General features: G+C 69.6%; 14 protein-coding genes. 11 read left to right on the forward strand and 3 right to left on the reverse strand.

Features of this window, described 5'->3' with window-relative positions; all coding sequences use genetic code 11:
- The 4 genes from SM757_RS29965 to SM757_RS29980 all read left to right on the forward strand — a co-directional run.
- On the forward strand, positions 1 to 1,061 hold a 1,061-nt coding region (locus SM757_RS29965; RefSeq protein ID WP_322468146.1), incomplete at its 5' end, for an FUSC family protein.
- 112 nt (positions 1,062 to 1,173) lie between these two features.
- Positions 1,174 to 3,141, forward strand: coding sequence for a calcium-binding protein (locus tag SM757_RS29970; protein ID WP_322468158.1), 1,968 nt, complete (start codon positions 1,174 to 1,176; stop codon positions 3,139 to 3,141).
- 194 nt (positions 3,142 to 3,335) lie between these two features.
- Entirely contained in the window at positions 3,336 to 3,548 is a 213-nt protein-coding gene (locus tag SM757_RS29975; RefSeq protein ID WP_084267817.1) for a hypothetical protein, read from the forward strand.
- A gap of 118 nt (positions 3,549 to 3,666) precedes the next feature.
- Positions 3,667 to 3,879, forward strand: coding sequence for a hypothetical protein (locus SM757_RS29980; RefSeq protein ID WP_066341250.1), 213 nt, complete (start codon positions 3,667 to 3,669; stop codon positions 3,877 to 3,879).
- A 104-nt stretch (positions 3,880 to 3,983) separates the two neighbouring features.
- On the opposite strand, the gene SM757_RS29985 is transcribed toward SM757_RS29980, so the two are convergent.
- Both SM757_RS29985 and SM757_RS29990 read right to left on the reverse strand, forming a co-directional pair.
- Positions 3,984 to 5,024 (reverse strand): AI-2E family transporter, encoded by a 1,041-nt coding sequence (locus SM757_RS29985; RefSeq protein ID WP_322468147.1) that lies wholly within the window; start codon positions 5,022 to 5,024, stop codon positions 3,984 to 3,986.
- 36 nt (positions 5,025 to 5,060) lie between these two features.
- Entirely contained in the window at positions 5,061 to 5,486 is a 426-nt protein-coding gene (locus tag SM757_RS29990; RefSeq protein ID WP_066341248.1) for a PACE efflux transporter, read from the reverse strand.
- Positions 5,487 to 5,565: 79 nt separating this feature from the next.
- Here SM757_RS29990 and SM757_RS29995 point away from each other — a divergent pair, with 79 nt between their 5' ends.
- Complete coding sequence (locus SM757_RS29995; protein WP_066341247.1) at positions 5,566 to 6,468, forward strand: LysR family transcriptional regulator; 903 nt, start codon at positions 5,566 to 5,568, stop codon at positions 6,466 to 6,468.
- Between the two features lie 7 nt (positions 6,469 to 6,475).
- Here the strand turns inward: SM757_RS29995 and SM757_RS30000 are convergent, their stop codons facing one another.
- Positions 6,476 to 6,670: a hypothetical protein gene (locus SM757_RS30000; protein ID WP_157119192.1), complete on the reverse strand. Its 195-nt coding sequence runs from the start codon at positions 6,668 to 6,670 to the stop codon at positions 6,476 to 6,478.
- Positions 6,671 to 6,976: 306 nt separating this feature from the next.
- Here SM757_RS30000 and SM757_RS30005 point away from each other — a divergent pair, with 306 nt between their 5' ends.
- From SM757_RS30005 to SM757_RS30030, 6 genes are all read left to right on the forward strand, one after another.
- Positions 6,977 to 11,083, forward strand: a complete 4,107-nt coding sequence (locus tag SM757_RS30005; protein WP_322468148.1) for a M10 family metallopeptidase C-terminal domain-containing protein — start codon at positions 6,977 to 6,979, stop codon at positions 11,081 to 11,083.
- A 219-nt stretch (positions 11,084 to 11,302) separates the two neighbouring features.
- On the forward strand, positions 11,303 to 11,614 hold the full coding sequence (locus SM757_RS30010; protein ID WP_066341244.1) for a hypothetical protein: 312 nt from the start codon (positions 11,303 to 11,305) through the stop codon (positions 11,612 to 11,614).
- A 242-nt stretch (positions 11,615 to 11,856) separates the two neighbouring features.
- Entirely contained in the window at positions 11,857 to 12,003 is a 147-nt protein-coding gene (locus tag SM757_RS30015; protein WP_157119191.1) for a hypothetical protein, read from the forward strand.
- Positions 12,004 to 12,359: 356 nt separating this feature from the next.
- The gene (locus SM757_RS30020; protein WP_322468149.1) at positions 12,360 to 13,652 is read left to right on the forward strand and encodes an HD-GYP domain-containing protein; all 1,293 of its coding nucleotides are present in this window, start codon (positions 12,360 to 12,362) and stop codon (positions 13,650 to 13,652) included.
- Positions 13,653 to 13,828: 176 nt separating this feature from the next.
- The gene (locus SM757_RS30025; RefSeq protein ID WP_322468150.1) at positions 13,829 to 14,827 is read left to right on the forward strand and encodes a hypothetical protein; all 999 of its coding nucleotides are present in this window, start codon (positions 13,829 to 13,831) and stop codon (positions 14,825 to 14,827) included.
- 211 nt (positions 14,828 to 15,038) lie between these two features.
- The gene (locus SM757_RS30030; RefSeq protein WP_066341239.1) at positions 15,039 to 15,596 is read left to right on the forward strand and encodes a lipocalin family protein; all 558 of its coding nucleotides are present in this window, start codon (positions 15,039 to 15,041) and stop codon (positions 15,594 to 15,596) included.
- Position 15,597: the final 1 nt, after the last annotated feature.

The raw sequence follows: 15,597 nt of genomic DNA on the forward strand, positions 1-15,597 counted from the left end.
TCTTCGTGAGCCCGACGGCCTGGTCGTGGCGGCCGCTGCTGGCGCTGTGGCGGCGCGACGCCCCGCCGCTGCGCCACGCCGTGCGCGCGGCGCTGGCGCTGGGCAGCGCCTATGCGCTGGCGCAGGCGCTGCCCTGGGGCACGCACGAGTACTGGATCCTGCTGACCATCGTGGTGGTGCTGCGCGGCAGCCTCGCGCAGACGCTGGAGCGCCGCAACAGCCGCGTGGCCGGCACGCTCGTGGGCTGCGTGCTCAGCGGCGCGCTGCTGGCCGCGCATCCGTCGGCCTGGGTGCTGCTGCTGGCGCTGACGCTGGCGCAGGCCGTGGCGCATGCCTTCGCGGTGCGGCATTACCTGGTGACGTCAGTGGCGGCCACGGTGCTGGGCCTGGTGCAGGCCCACCTCTTGGGCGCGGGCATCGGCACGGTGTTCGACATCGTGGAGCGCATGGCCGACACGCTGATCGGCGTCGCGCTGGCCTGGGGCTTCAGCTACGTGCTGCCGTCCTGGGAGCGCCGCCAGTTGCCCGCGCTGCTTGGGCGCGTGCTGCGGGCGCAGGCGCGGCATGCGCGCATCGCGCTGGCCGTGGCGCAGCTCCAGGCGGTGGACGACGAGCCGGAGCTGCAATGGCGGCTGGCGCGGCGCGAGGCCTACGACAGCCTCTCGGCCCTGGTGCAGGCCACGCAGCGCGCGCTGGTGGAGCCGCGCGCGGTGCAGCCGCCGCTGCAGGCGCTGGAGCGCGTGCTGACGCTGGCCAACCAACTGTTGGCGCAGCTCACCGCGATCAAGACCATGCTGCTGCTGCGCCGCGGTCGGCTGGATTTGCAGGCGCTGCGTGCGCCGCTGGAACGCGCGGTGGCGGACATGGCCGCAGCGCTGGAGGAAAACGCGGCGGCCGCCTCCGCAAGCCCTTTGTCCCCGGTCTCCTCTCTCGATACGGCGCTGCCGGTGGATTTGCCCGACGACGACCTCAATCCCTGGTTGCTGCGCCGCCTGGCGCTGGCCACGGGGCTGGCGGCACAACTGGGGGCCCAAGCACGGCCGCTGCGTCAAAGCCTTTGATACCCGCCCACCGCGGGCCATGCGCATTGCTGTTGCTGGACAAACCTCGGCTCAATTTGACATTTGTCGCGCCCATGGTGTGAATTAATTCACGCTGTGGCGATTGACCCTGGTGCACTATTCCGGCCGGGCGGAGGTGCCCACGAGACGAACAAATCAAGAGGTTTTTGATATGGGAATTTATACGGGCACGTCCAAGAGTGAAGCGGTCAATGGCAGCACGGGCGACGATACCCTGTTTGGAGACGCGGGCAACGACACGCTTTATGGCGGCGCGGGCAACGACGTATACAAATTCAATTTGGGCACGGGCATCGACGTCGTGAGCGATACGGGCGGGACTGCCGACAAGGTGCAACTGGCCGACCCCAACGACCTTTACTCCGGCATCGATATTTACCGTGGTGGCACGGGCAACGACCTGATTTTCGATTTTGGCTCGGCCGGCAAACTCACCGTGTTGAACCAGTATGCGGGCACCGCGGCCGGCGCGGGGCGCATGGAATACCTGGCCACGCCGGACAGCACTTTCACGATAGCCGCCGGCACCGTGGGCACGGCGGGCGATGACTTGATTGTCGGCACGGCGGGCAACGATTCGATCAATGGCGGCGCGGGCCACGACTGGATCATGGGCGGTGCCGGCAACGACACGATATGGGGCGGCGACGGCCAGAACGAATTGCACGGCGGCGCCGGCAACGACAGCCTGGTGGCCGGTTCCCAAGGCGACGATCTGTATGGCGGCGCGGGCAACGACACCCTGGTAGGTGGCACGGGCTCGGACAATGCCTATTACGAAGACGCCACCGGCGGCGTCTTCGCCAATTTCAGCGGTGGTGCCGAAGCGTGGAACAACCGCGTCGTCGGCGCCAACCAGGTGCTGGAAACGGGGGGCAATGCCAATACCGTCGATACGCTGATTTCCATCGAGCATTTCACCGGCACGGCCTATGCCGACTGCCTGGTGCTGGGCCGCTCCGACGGCCCCTTGAGTTTCACGCTGGGCAAGGGCAATGACACCGTCATTGGCGGCGCGCCCAACAACGTCAACAACGTGTGGGCCAACGTGGGGTATTGGGACGATCCGAACGGCGTGATCGTCAATTTGAGCAACCGCATGGTGTCGGCCACGCTGGGCGGCGTGACCTACAACGTGGGCCGCAACAGCGCCCGCGACGGCTGGGGCGGTACCGACACGTTCATACTCGACGACGGCAATTTGTCGGTCAACGGCTCCGACTATGCCGACTATATTCGCGGCCGGGACAACAACCAGACCTGGGAATTCTTCGACGGCGGCCGCGGCAACGACACCATAGACGGCGGCGGCAACGTGGACACGGTCAATTATGACCGCTCGGGCGACGATGCCGGCTCCATGGGCGCGGTGGTCAATCTTTCCGCTGCGGCTTATGCCGGCACGCTGGGCGGCCTCACGATCAACCAGGCTGCGGGCAGCGCACGTGATACCTGGGGTGGCACCGATACCCTGCGCAACATCGAGAATGCCAATGGCAGTTCCATGGCCGACATTCTGGTGGGCTCGGCTGGCGACAATTACTTCGAGGGCCGCGCTGGCAATGACCTTATTTTGGGCGGCGCGGGCAACGACAATCTGAATGGCGGCAACGGCAGCGACACGCTCAACGGTGGCGACGGCAACGACAACCTGTTGGGCGGCGAGGGCAACGATACCCTTTATGGCGGTGCCGGGCAGGATTATCTCAATGGCGGCGCCGGCAGCGACGTTTTCGTCTTCAATACCCTTCCCAATGCCCAAACCAACGTGGACCGCATCGACGATTTTGCTGCCGGCGAAAAAATCTGGCTGGAAAATTCCGTGATGACGGGCCTGGGCACCGCCAACAACGTGGCCTTGGCCACCGGGGCCTTCCTGGCCGGCGCGGGCGCCATGGCGGCCACCAGCGCGGCGCAGCGCCTGATTTACAACACCTCCACGGGAGATTTGTATTACGACCAGGATGGCACGGGCGCCATCGCCGCCGTGAAACTGGCGGTGATTGGCATTGGCACGGGAGTTGCTGCTCTCTCCACTTCCAATTTCCTTGTGATTTGACGGCCGGCGGCGACTGCCGCGTCCAGGGCTGGAAAGTCCACCGTCCCAACCCCGCCACGGCGGGGTTTTCCTTTTCCCCCCAGGGTCCGGGCATTCTTCCGGGCAGGGCAGGCACGCCCGCTGCTACATGCTGTGCAAGCGAATATCAAGGGCTGCACGCCGCGGAGTTTCCAAGGCGTGAAGGAGTTGACGAAATGGCACTTCCCGAACTGGAACAAGCGGGTTACGAATTGCATTTCGAATCCCTGGATGGTGGCGCCAATGCCTGCGCCTTCCCCTGCGACGCCCGCGGCCAGGTGGACATGGACCGGTTGGGCGATTCCGCACTTACCCATTACCTGTACGCCCGCGCGGTGATAGGTCGGGAATACCGTTTTCCGTCAGTGCGCAGAAAGGCAGCCCACTGAAACTCCGCCCCGCCGAATAAGCGTCAACCCTTAGGACGCATCCTCCCGCAGTCGCCGTGCCTGTGCACGGTTGGCACGGTCGATGCAGACACGCAGGCGGTCAAAGGAGTTGTGTGACATGAGCATCCTGGAACTGGAACAGCCCGGCTACGAACTGCGCTTCGAATCCCTGCTCGACCCGCAGCAGGCCTGCGCGTTTCCGTGCGATGCGCACGGCCGGGTGGACATGGACCGTCTGTGCGCGCAGTCCCTGCACCTCTATCTCTATGCCCGCGCCGTGATAGGCAAGGAATTCCGCCGTCCGCTGGTCCAGCCGTGTGCCACGCATTGAGCACCGCCGGTGCTGCAGGCTGGCGCAGTTGCTGTAACCGTGTTGCACCATGGTCTAGGGATTTCCCTTAGGGATCGCTTTGCGCGCGCCGGGAGGCGCGGGGTTCACACCAGGCCGGCGGCCGCCAGCTCCTTCTTGGCATAGGCGTAGTACAGCGGCGCAGCCACCAGGCCGGCCACGCCGAACAGGGTCTCCGCCGCGAACATCACCGCCAGCAGCTCCCACACGCCGGTGCTCGTCTTGGAGCCCACCACGCGGGCGTTGATGAAGTACTCGGCCTTGTGGATGCCGATCAGGAAAGCCAGGCAGGCCGCGCCCACGTACACCGACACCGACACGCCCACCAGCGTCATCACGACGTTGACCACGAGGTTGCCCACGATGGGCACCAGGCCGAACACGAAGGTCATGGCCACCAGCGCGTAGTCGTAGGGCATGACGATGCCGAAGGCCGGCAGCGCTCCCAGCAGGAATGCGGCGGTGAGCGAGGCGTTGAAGGCCGCGATCCAGAACTGCGCCGCCACGATCTGGCGGAAGGCGTCTATGAAATGCGCCGCGCGCGAGGCAATGGCCGCGGCCAGCGGGCGCCGTGCCGCGGGTGCGCGCCGGGTGGCCAGCAGCGCGCCCACGATCAGGCCCACGTAGGCCAGCAGCAGCCCGTGCAGCCAGGTGCGGCCCACCGAGGCCAGGTGGCTGGCCTGCGTGCGCAACTGCGCCGCCATCAGCTCCTGCAGCTCGCCCACGCCCTCGGGCAAATGGCGCACGATCTCCTGCGGCAGCCGCTCGCGCATTTCCAGGATGGTGTTGGCCAGGTGGTTGAGCAGCGCCTGGTACTGCTGCACGGCCAGGATGGAGTAGCCCTTGGCGTTGAGCATGAGCAGCGCCAGCCCCGCCAGCGGCGCCACGATCACCGCCGTGGCCGCCAGCCACGGCGGCAGACGCCCCGTGCCGTGCAGCCGGCCCACGGGCACGCGCGTGAGCGATCGCGTCACCAGGAAGCTGATGCACACCGCCAGCAGCCCCGGCAGCAGCCCGGCCAGCAGCGCCAGCAGGCACAGCGCCGCCACCAGCATGTAGCTGGCGGCCTGCACGTAGGGGTGGATGGGCGTGGCGGTGGCGAGCAGGGGTTGTTTTTCGAACTTCATGCAGGACGCGGGCGGAACGGGACCCCCGCGATGTTCTCAGACCGGCCGTGCCGATCGTGGCAAGCCGAATACGCGGTCGAAGACCCAGTTGAATACAAAGGTGTAGGCGAGGAAGAGCAGCAGCAGGCCCAAATCCATGACCAGCGCCTGCCAAAGGCTGATGTCCAGCCACCACGCCATGACCGGCACCAGGATGGCGGCCAGGCCGCCCTCGAAGCCCACCGCGTGCGCCACGCGGCGCGCAAGGCCGCGGCCGCGCACGCGCTGGCGGGCTTCCCACCGTTCGAAGCCGTGGTTGAACGCAAGGTTCCATAAAACCGCCACCGCCGAGGACAGCACCGACAGCCCCGTGGCGTCCGCCGCGCCCGCATCGGCGGCCAGCATGAAGCCCAGCGTCGCCAGCACGATGGCCACCGCCTCGTACAGCGCCACGTACACCACCCGTCGTTTCACACCTTGCATCGCCCAACTCCGTTGACGGCGGCAATGTATGTCTGCGGGGCTGATATAAAAAGTCATCTGCTGTCAGCGTATCTGAAAGATGGCTTTCGAAGGCAACGAGGTGGACGTTTTTCTGGCGGTGCTGGACCATGGCTCCTTTTCGGCCGCGGCGCGCGCGCTTGGGCGCGTGCCCTCGGCGGTGAGCATGGCCATCGCGCAACTGGAGGGCGAGCTGGCGCTGCGGCTGTTCGACCGCAGTGGGCGCGAGCCGCGGCCCACGCCGCAGGCGCTGTCGCTGGCGCCGCAGGTGCGGGCGCTGGCGGCGCAGCGGCGGCAGTTGCAAGTGCACGCGCTGGCGCTCACGCGCGGGCTGGAGGAGCTGCTGACCCTGGCCATCGCGCCGGAGCTGCTGGCCGCGCCCTGGAGCGCGGCGCTGGCGGCGCTGGCGCAGGAGCATCCGCTGCTGGAGGTGGAGGTGCTGGCCGCGCCGCAGGCCGACGCGCTGGCGCTGCTGCACAGCGGACGGGCGCAGTTGGCACTGGTGTTCGAGCGGCCCAGCCTGGACGGGCGCGAGGGCTTCCAGGAAGTGGCCAGCGAAAGCCTGGTGGCGGTGATGGCGCCGGCGCACCCCGTGCTGCAGGCTGCCGGCGCGGGAGGGCTGCGCGAGGAGCACCTGCTGTCCACGCGGCAGATCGTGGTGGCCAGCCGCGACCGCGCGCAGGTGGATGCGCGCTTCGTGTTCGCACGCCACCGCTGGCGCACGGACACGCCGCAGGCGGCGCTGAGCCTCATCAGCGCCGGGCTGGGCTGGGGCTGGCTGCCGCGCAACTTCGTGCGCCGGTACCTGGACTCCGGCCAGCTCGTGGAGATGCCCTTCGAGAACCTGACCAACGACTTGCAGCTCTGGGTGGACGTGGTGTGGTCCAAGGAGCGGCCGCTTGGGCTGGCGGCGCGGCGCTTCGTGGAGCACATCAGCGGCCATCCGCCGGGGCCGCCGGCGTAGCACGCGCTCAGCCGCCGTCCCTGGGCGCGGCCGGCGCCTTGCCGGAGCGCACGCCTGCCTGTCTGGCCGCCTTGAGCCTGAACCAGGCCCACAGTGCGCCCAAGGTGGCAAAGGCCACCATCCACCAGCCGAACAGCACGTAGCCGGCGTAGACCAGCACCACCCACAGCAGCAGCAAGAGCACGAATCCCAGGTTTCTCATCGCTTGACATATCTCCTGAGCGCAATTGTCACAGGACGAACACGCGTGCTCCGTGGCACCTGCTGCGCAGGCGTGTCATGCAAGAGCGGCACGCTCTCTTTGCATCCGTTTTTTGACATGTATCGACCGAACTTGAACATGTGACCGAGCGAACCTCTGATAAGTAATTAAATTTGTTAAAGTTTTTCTAAATGTTTCAGAAATTTGATGTCTGGCAGGCATCCGGCTCCTGCCGCCGCAGCGTTGCGGTGCCGGCCATCGAATGAGATTCAAGCGATTCACATCACCAGAATTCCAGGGCAAGCGATGAGCAACACGACTCCCTCCTTCATTGCGCAAGGCAGCCTGCCGTCCTCAATGGCCGGCGTTCCCACGTACACCGAGGGCAGCCAGCCCATCTGCCTGGCGCCGTCTGCGGCCGTGTTCGACGCCGAGCTCGCCGCGCTGGATGGCGGCGCGGGCAACTACGCCGGAGCCGTGCTCACGCTGTCGCGCGTGGGCGGGGCGTCGGCGGAGGACCGGTTCAGCGGCCTGGGCGGGCTGAGCCTGGCCGGCGGCGTGGCCACGGTGGGCGGCGTGGCCGTGGGCACGGTCGGCAATGCGGCCGGGATGCTGTCCATCAGCTTCAACGGCCAGGCCACGCAGGCGCGCGTCAACGAGGTGCTGCGCGGCATCGGCTATGCCAACAGCTCGGACGTGCCGCCGGTCAGCGTGGCGCTGCAGTGGAGCTTCAACGACGGCAGCGGCGAGGCCAACGCTGCCGTGAGCGGCAGCACCACGGTGGCGCTGCGCAACGTGGACGACCCGATCACCGGCAATGTCACCCTGACGGGCGAGGCCCGCGTGGGCAGCACGCTCTCGGTGTCCAGCACCGTGGCCGACGTCGAGGGCATGCTGAACCCGACGTTCACTTGGTACTCCGGGTCGGCGGTGATCCGAGCCGGCGGCGAGGCCTACCACGGCAGCACGTACACGCTGCAGACCTCGGACATCGGCCAGCGGATATCGGTCTTGCTGACCTACTGGGACGTCTACGGCAACTACCGCGGCGTGGGCAGCGCGTACACCACTGAGATCCCCACCAACACGGAGAACGCGCCGGCCACGGGCACCGTGACGATCACCGGCACGCCCGCGCAGGGCCAGACGCTGTCGGTGAGCTACGAGCTGGCCGACCCCGACGGCGTGGGCGCGGCGCGGCTGGAGTGGCTGCGCGACGGCCAGATCATTCCCGAACCCAACGGCGGCACCACCTTCACCCTCACGCAGGCCGACGTGGGCAAGGCCATCTCGGTGCGCGTGATCTTCAACGACCTGCACGGCATCGTGGAGCGCGTGGTGAGCAACAGCACGGCGCCGGTGGCCAACGTCAACGACGCGCCCACGGGCGGCGTGCAGGTCTTTGGCCAGGCCGTGCAGGGCCAGACGCTCACGGCGCAGCACAACATCGTGGACCCCGACGGCGCGCCCGCGGCGTTCCTCTACCAGTGGCTGCGCGACGGCACGGCCATCGCCGGCGCGTCGCGCTCGACCTACAAGCTGGCGGAGGCCGACGTGGGCCACGCCGTGAACGTGCGCGTGTCCTACACCGACCGGCTGGGCACGGCCGAGTCCGTCGCGAGCGCCGCCACGGTGGCGGTGGCCAACCTGAGCGACGCCGCCCTGGCGCCCACCATCACGGGCATGGCGCGCCAGGGCGAGGTGCTCAAGGCTGCCGCCCCCGTGGACAGCGACGGGGTCAACGCGCTGGCCTACCAGTGGCTGCGCGACGGCCAGGCCGTGGACGGCGCCACCGGCGCCAGCTACACGCTCAAGCAGGCCGACGTGGGCCACGTCCTCACGCTGCGCGCGAGCTACACCGACAACTACGGCGGCCACGAGACGCTGACCAGCGCGGCCACGGCGTCGGTGGCCAACGTCAACGACGTGCCCTGGGGCGGCATCACGCTCAGCGTGGACTCGTTCATCCAGGGCCACACGGTCACGGCCACGCACGACCTCCACGATGACGATGGCATGGGCCCCGTGAGCTGGCAGTGGATGCGTGGCAGCCTGCCCATCGCGGGGGCCACGGGGCAGCGCTACACGCTCACGCAGGACGACGTGGGCAAGTCCGTCGCCGCCCGCGCCACCTGGGTCGACGGCGGCGGCAAGACCGAAACCTTCACCGACCAGCTCTCGCCCGCGGTGCAGAACGTCAACGACGCGCCCACGGGCGGTGTGACCGTGAGCGGCAGCGCCACGCAGGGGCAGACGCTCACGGCGGCCAACACCCTGGCCGACGCCGATGGCCTGGGCGCCATCAAGTACCAGTGGCTGCGCGACGGCGTGGACATCGCCGGTGCAGCAGCGGGCACGTACAAGCTGGCGCAGGCCGACGTGGGCCACGCCATCTCGGTGCGCGCGGCCTACCTGGACAAGTTCGGCACGGCCGAGGCCGTCGCGAGCGCGGCCACGGCGGCGGTGGCCAACGCCAACGACGCGCCCGCAGGCGGCGTGACGGTGGGCGGCCTGGCCAAGCAGGGCAGCGTGCTGTCGGCCGTGACGGCCAAGCTGGCCGATGCCGACGGCTTGGGCGCCTTCAGCTACCAGTGGCTGCGCGGCGGCGTGGCGGTGGACGGCGCCACGGCGGCCACCTACGCGACCTCGCAGGCCGACGTGGGCCAGGCCGTGTCGGTGCGGGTGTCCTATACCGACGGCTATGGCGCGTTGGAGTCCGTGACCAGCACCGCCTCGGCGGCGGTGGCCAATGCCAACGACGCGCCCACGGGCGGCGTGACCGTCAGCGGCACGGCCGCGCAGGGCCAGGTGCTCACGGCGGGCCACACGCTGGCCGACCTCGACGGCCTGGGCGTGGTCAGCTACCAATGGCTGCGCGCGGGCGTGGCCATCGCCCAGGCCACGGGGGCGGGCTACACGCTCACGCAGGCCGACGTGGGCAAGGCCATCAGCGTCAAGGCGTCCTACGTGGACGGCTTCAACACGGCCGAGAGCCGCACCAGCGCGGCCACGGCGGCGGTGGCCAACGTCAACGACGCGCCCACGGGCGGCGTGACCGTCGGCGGCGAGGCCACGCAGGGCCAGACGCTCACGGCGGCCCACACCCTGGCCGATGCCGACGGCCTGGGCACCGTCAAGTACCAATGGCTGCGCGACGGCGCGGCCATCGCCGGCGCCACGGCGGCCACCTACGTGCTCAAGGAAGCGGACGTGGGCCACGCCATCGCGGCGCGCGCGGCCTACGTGGACAAGCTGGGCACGGCCGAGGCCGTCACCAGCGACGCGACGGCAGCGGTGGCCAACGTCAACGACGCGCCCACGGGCGGCGTGACGCTCACGGGCCTGGCCAGGCAGGGCGGCGTGCTGTCGGCCGTGACGGCCAAGCTGGTGGATGCCGACGGTCTGGGCGCCTTGAGCTGGCAGTGGCTGCGCGGCGGCGTGGCGGTGGACGGTGCCACGGCGGCCACCTATGCGCTGGGCCAGGCCGACGTGGGCCAGGCCGTGTCGGTGCGGGTGGCCTACACCGACGGCCACGGCACGGTCGAGAGCGTGACCAGCACGGCTTCGGCGGCGGTGGCCAACGTCAACGACGTGGCCACGGGCAGCGTCACCGTCAGCGGCACGGCCGAGGTAGGCCGCACGCTGTCGGCGAGCTTCGAGCTGCAGGATCTCGACGGCATGGGTCCCGTGGCGCTGCAGTGGCTGCGCGGCGGCACGGCCATCGCCGGGGCCACGGGCGCAAGCTACGTGCTCACGGCGGCCGACGTGGACAAGGCCATCAGCGTCAAGGCGTCCTTCGTGGACCTGCTCGGCGGCAAGGAGGCCGTTGCCAGCGCCGCCACGGCGGCGGTGAACTACCCGGCCGACAACGTCGCCGGCACCGCCGGGGCCGACGCGCTGCACGGCGGCCTGGGCGCCAGCCTGATGGACGGCGGCGCGGGCAACGACAGCCTGTGGGGCGAGGCCGGCAACGACACGCTGCGCGGCGGCGAGGGCAACGACACGCTCTACGGCGGCGCGGGCAACGACGTGCTGCAGGGCGATGCGGGCGACGACCGGCTCTTGGGCGGCGCGGGCGCGGACACGCTTGCCGGCGGCGACGGACGCGACACCTTCGCCTTCCCCGGGCTGGCCGATGTGGGCACGACGGCGGCCACGGCCGACGTCATCACCGACTTCGTGCGCGGCCAGGACAAGCTGGACCTCGTTGGGCTGGACGCCAACACCGCCACCGCGGCGCGCGAGGCCTTCACGGCCCTGATCGATGCGTCGGCGGCCTTCACCGCGGCGGGTCAACTGAAATTCGCCGACGGCGTGCTCTACGCCAACACCGACGCGGATGCGGACGCCGAGTTCGCCATCCGGCTGCTGGGCGTGAGCGCGCTGGACCTGACGGATTTCGTCCTGCGCTGAACCCGCGCCCCACGCCTGCGCACCTTGGTGGTGCGCCGGTGGGGTGGCGTCGTGATTCCCGACGGGTCGCGCCCAGGCCCGATACGTGCTAGTTTGAGGCCGAGGCCTGACCGGAGGAGGCCTGTACCCGGTGGCCGCGGCGGCCGGGGCCGGTGCCCTGAAGGTCCTGTCCTCTTCGACAACCGCCTGCCCGCAGCGGCATTCACGGAGGGACGCATCGTGATCGAACTGCAAGCCACCATCCCCGAAGGCATCAACTTCGCGGACCTGCAACTGTCGCGGGACAGCGACGACGGCGCCGTGGTGTTCTCCATGGAACCCATTGAAGCCATCTGCGAAGCCAGCGGCCTGGACATCGAGGAAGTCGTGGACGGCCCCGAGCCCACCATCTGCGTCCTCATCGCGGCGTGGTACCAGGTCCACCTGCAGCGCGGCGGCGAGCCTGACCCCGTGCAGGAGGATTTTCTGGAGGAAACCCGGCTGGAGCTGGAGCGCGGCTACGGCTTCAGCTACCCGCCCGGCCACGCCTGACGCCCTGCCCGTCGCGCCGGCATCGTCACCGGCACCGCGCGCCCCAAACACTTTTCGCACGCCGCGCGCCCTCAATGGGCCGCGGCGTTGCTTTTTGCACAGCCCCACCCGCACCGCCGGTACGCCGTTCATTCTTCACGCGCCGCGGCTTTCGCTGGCGTGACCGGTCTTCCGTGACGCTTTCAAGGCTTGTGTATTAGGGAAAACACCTAATAATGGTTGCCAACCAGGAGGATGCAACCATGATCGGATTTTTGCTTCTGACCCTGCTCGTGGGTGTGGTGGACGTGCAGCACCAGACGCGGCGCGAGTTCGACGAATGGCTGGACAGCCAGCCCCAGGAGGTGCGCCGCCGCATGCGGGCGGCCATGAGCTGGGGGCGCTGCTGAGCTGAAGCTGCGCTGTGCCATTCGCTTCGTGTTGACTGCTACTGGGTTGGTCGGCGTGCGGCAGGTGCCGCTCGCGCCGGGCCGCTGCCGATCGTGCAGGAAGGCACATTGTTCTCACTGAGTGGGCCGAGCTTGACATTTCTGTCACTCTCCTCCCCGGTGTTTTGCCTACTCTCGGGCCTGATGTTTCAGCAGTCACCGGCCGTGAGATCTCTCCGCTTCTTCCCGCAATCCGTCGAGTCCAGCAAGCGGCTGCGACTCGATCCGTTGAACGGAGCGGAACGGTTGTCGTTGTCCGCGCTCAAGGCGCTGCACAGCCGCCGGATGGATCCTTGCAGGTCCACAGGTGCCCGACCGTGAGATTGATATCCCTTTCCCCGGAATACCTGGAAGCCGAGGACCGGCTTCCCTTCGACGTTTTCGATGCCGAGGGCAAGCTGCTGCTCGCGGCCAGCGAGCCCATGGACGGCCATACGGCGCGCGCCACGATGCGCAGCCGCAACGGCGTGTACGCCGATGCCGTGGCCGTGGCCGACTGGCGCCGCCGTCTGGCGGCCCGCGTGGACGAGCTCATACGGCGCGATGCGCCGCTGTCGGCCATTGCCCGCGCACGGGCCGAGCCTGCGCGCCAGACCAGCAGCTCCGCCAAGCCCGGCGAGGAGTGGGAGGCGCTGGTCTACCTGCTGGATGCGGCGCTGCGCGACCCCAGCCCGCAGCAGCCGTGGGTGCAGCGCGTGATGGATGTGCTGGCCCGCGCACGCGAGCTGGCCTCGCGCCGCATGGACGAGGCCTTGTTCCACTACATCCACAACGGCACGCGCCACGCTGACCACTACAGCAGCCATCAGGCCCTGCGCTGCATGCTCATCGCCGGCGAGATCGGCCGCGAGCTGGGCTTCAGCGAAGAGTTGCTCTCGCAACTGGATTGTGCTGCCCTCACTATGAACGTCGCCATGCGCCGGCTGCAGGACAGGCTGGCGCTCATGGCCGCGCCCAAGCTTGATGCCGGCATGCGCGCCGTGATCGACCAGCACAGCGTCGAGGCCGAGCGGCTGCTGCGCGAGGGCGGCGTCACCGACCCGGTGTGGCTGGAGGCCGTGCGGCTGCACCACGACGACTCGCTGCAGCGGCTGGCGCCGCAGCAGCTCACGCCGGGCCAGCAGTTGGCCGCGCTGCTGCGCCGCGTGGACATCTATTGCGCCAAGATCAGCCGCCGCGCCGGGCGCAAGGCGCTCACGGCCATGCAGGCCGCGGGGCAGGCCTGCATGGGGCCGGACGGCAGGCCCGACCGCATCGGCGGGGCGCTGCTCAAGGTGGTGGGCCTGTACCCGCCGGGCTGCTTCGTGAAGTTGGCCAGCGGCGAGACCGGCATCGTGCTGGCGCGCGGCGCCCGCGCCGACCAGCCGCTGGTGGCCGTGCTGCTCAATGCCCGCGGCGCCGTGCTCATGGGCCCGCTGTTGCGCGACAGCTCGCAGCCCAAGCTGGGCGTGCGTGCCGCGCTCAGGGCCGACCAGGTGCCCGTTCAACCGTCTCTTGAACAGTTGCATGCGCTGCGAGTCGCGGGCCGCCAGCCGCAGGCCGTGGCCGCTGCCCGCGCCGCCTTGACGCCCAAGCTCGGCGCAGCCGTTGCCGTTGCCGTGCCGCATTGAGGGGCCGCCCCGGGTTGCACGGCACCGCCCTCTGGCGGTGGCGGTGCCGACGGCGCCTCGCCAATTGGGGCGCCGCATGCGTTGACGGTTAAGCCACCTTTTTCGGCAGCCCTGTCCCTACGCTGTGTGTCGTAACAGCTTACATGACGGCCATGGGTTCTTTGACAAACTCTTACGTGCAACTGTCCGCCTTCCTGCGTGTACCGAGCTGCGCGGATGCGGCTCAGGCGCCCGGCTCGGAATGGGACAAGCTTGCGCTGGAGCTGCAAGCCGCGCTGCAGCACCGCGCCGACACCTGGGACTGGCTGGAGCAGGTGCTGCAGGTGCGCTCCCGCGCCCGCGTGCTGGCGGCGCGCGACATGGACGCAGCCTTGCTGCATGGCCTGCAGGCCCTCTCGCGCAACGGCGCCGGTGCCGTCGGTGCCCAGGCGCTGTGCCGCATGCTCGTGGCTTCGGAGGTCGCGCGTGCGCTGGGCTACGGCGCCGCGCTCATTGCGCATCTCGAACGTGCGGCGCTCATGCTGTCCGTGCCCATGGTGGTGCTGCGCGAGCGCATGGGCCGCGTCATCGCCACGCAGCCCGGCGAGCCCGTGGCCGAGCTGCTGCGGCGCTACGCCGAGGACGCCGTTCTGCTGGCGCTGGAGGAAGCCGATGGCGATCCCGTCTGGCTGGAGGCCGTGCGCCAGCACCGTGTTGCGGTGTCTGAGGCGCTGCCGCCCACGTTCATGACATCCGCGCAGCACCTGGCCGTGCTGCTGCGCCGCGTGGACCGGTTTTGCACGCGCATGGCGCTGAGCCGCCGCGCGCCCGTGACCACGCTGCAGGCCGCCGGCGGTGCGGATGCGTGCATGGCGCAGCGCGCGGGGCACGATCCCATCGGCGCCGCGCTGGTCCAGGCCGTGGGCCTGTACCCGCTGGGCAGCCTGGTGCAACTGGAAAGCGGCGAGGCCGGCATGGTGCTGGCACGCGGCCGGCGCGCCGAGCAGCCGCTGGTGGCCGTGTTCGCCGACCTGCGCCGCGCCCAGCCCTTGCCGCTGAACCCGCAGTTGAGCGACACCGCCCACCCCGGCCGCGCCGTGAGCGCGCTGCTGTGCGCGGACCAGTTCCCGCTGCCGGCGTCGCTCCAGGCGCTGCTGCAGCTGCGCACGCCGGGCAGCGGCATGCGCGCCGCCTGACGCCCGGCCCGCGCGCCTGCAGCCGTCGTGAGCCGGGCGCCCCCGCCCGGCCGGCCGTTGAACGGCGGCGCACGCATCGCCTGCCATGTGCACCGATCAAGCCTGTCGAGCGGTCCACCCGCACGGACACGGCATCATGGCCGCCGCGTGCAGGCCAGGGGCCTGCCGTCATGGCCGCAACGGCCGCCACGACCACAGGACGACTCCCACGATGCGACTGCCCCTTGCCCTGGCCGGCACCACGCTGGCGCTGGCCGCGTTCACCGCCTGCGCGCAGGCCCCGGCGCCCTCGGCCGAGCTGGCCACCATCGAGGCGCTGGACGTGCCGCGCTACGAAGGCACCTGGTACGAGATCGCCAAGTTCCCCAACCGCTTCCAGAGCCAGTGCGTGGCCGACACGCAGGCCCGCTACAGCCTGCAGGAGGACGGCACGGTGCGCGTGCTCAACCGCTGCCGCCTGGCCAGCGGCGCCATGGACGAGGCCGTGGGCACGGCGCGCCAGCAGGGCGGGCCCGCGTCGCCCAAGCTCAAGGTGCGCTTCGCGCCGGCCTGGCTGTCGTGGCTGCCGGCCGTGTGGGGCGACTACTGGGTGGTGGACCTGGATGCCGGCTACCAGCTCAGCGCCGTGAGCGAGCCCAGGCGCGAGTACCTGTGGATACTCTCGCGCACGCCGCAGGTGGACGCCGCACGCTACGACGCGCTGCTGCAGCGCCTGGCCGCGCAGGGGCTGGACGTCGCCCGCCTGGAGCGGACCACGCACACGCCCTGAC

Source organism: Azohydromonas lata, from assembly GCF_034427735.1.
GTDB lineage: Bacteria > Pseudomonadota > Gammaproteobacteria > Burkholderiales > Burkholderiaceae_C > Azohydromonas > Azohydromonas lata.